Consider the following 1,363-nt stretch of genomic DNA (forward strand, 5'->3'; position numbering starts at 1 on the left):
GTTCGAAAGAACTTCTGGCCACGCGTACGTTCCTTCACCGGACTGCAGGATCTCAATCGCCAAGTGCGTCACTGGCTTGACACCGTCGCCAACCTGCGACTGCACGGGACAACATTCCGGGTGCCGGCGGAAATGCGGAAAGAGGAAACGCTGAACCCAGTCACCGCGATCGCCTTCGCACACGCAGAGCGGCACCAGCGGAAGGTATCCAGCGACTGTTACGTCTCCTTCGAGGCGAATCGGTACACTGTTCCATTTCAGTATGTCGGCTCCATCGTGGAGGTACAGGACGAGAAGAACGGTACGCTTCACTTCTACGCCGGCGGACAGCTCATCGCTGAGCATCCGAAATCCATGGGACGACACCAAATCGTCAGCAACAAAAAACACTTCGAGGGCATTCGCAGCATAGCGAGTCGTCCGGTTGGAGAACCCACGCCTCGCTATGTCACACAAACTACGCCAGAAGTGTTGGAACGCTCGCTTTCGGTCTATGACTCGCTCATGGAAGAGGTGGTGCCCCAATGATTCTGCAAGAACGATTGGAGGCAGCGATTCGCCACTTTGGGTGGGTTCGCATACCGGAGATCATCCATCAGCACGCCGAAGAAGCGTCTAAAGCCAATATACCGTATCTGGAGTTTTTGGACAAGCTTCTGGCTGAAGAATTGCTTGCCAAGCACGACCGGTTTATCCAAACCCGGACGCGCCTCGCGCACCTGCCATTCCGCAAGACGCTGGATCAGTTTGACTTCGCCTTCCAGCCATCCGTCGACGAGCGACGGATCCGGGATCTCTCCACACTTCGCTTTGTGGAGCACCAAGAGAATCTTATCTTCCTTGGACCGCCTGGTGTAGGCAAAACGCATCTGGCTGTGGCGCTGGGGCTTGAGGCGATCAAGCAGCGGTATACGGTCTATTTCATCACCGCTCATGATCTTGTGCAGACGCTGCAGTCGGCTCATTTGACGAACACGATCAAACAGAAGATCAGAATGTTTATTAAGCCGGATCTGCTCATCATTGACGAGATCGGGTACCGGAAGATGGACGAAACGGCCGCCCACTTCTTCTTCCAGATCGTCTCCGAGCGCTATGAGCGCGGCTCGATTATGCTGACGTCAAACAAGACGTTCGGCGCTTGGGGTGATATCTTTGGTGACACGGTGCTGGCAACGGCGATCCTTGACCGCCTTCTCCACCACTCCAGCACCGTCAATATCAAAGGTGAGAGCTATCGCATCAAAGATAAGAAAAAGGCCGGCTTCTTTCGTCCTGATTCAATAGGCGATGCTGAAGCCGACCGATGAAATTGGGGAATTTTCGAGCGATACTTTTGGGGAATTTTCGAGCGATATTGACA

At 54.1% G+C, this 1,363-nt stretch carries 2 protein-coding genes; both read left to right on the forward strand.

Annotation, left to right across the window (positions count from 1 at the left end; genetic code table 11):
• A partial coding sequence (locus tag PPOP_RS22565) for a Mu transposase domain-containing protein (RefSeq protein WP_006285266.1) occupies nt 1-528 on the forward strand: 528 nt, incomplete at its 5' end.
• Nucleotides 525-1,310: an IS21-like element helper ATPase IstB gene (gene istB / locus PPOP_RS06205; RefSeq protein ID WP_006285267.1), complete on the forward strand. Its 786-nt coding sequence runs from the start codon at nt 525-527 to the stop codon at nt 1,308-1,310. The genes PPOP_RS22565 and istB, both read left to right, overlap by 4 nt.
• Nucleotides 1,311-1,363: the final 53 nt, after the last annotated feature.

This window comes from Paenibacillus popilliae ATCC 14706, from assembly GCF_000315235.1.
Lineage (GTDB): Bacteria > Bacillota > Bacilli > Paenibacillales > Paenibacillaceae > Paenibacillus_B > Paenibacillus_B popilliae.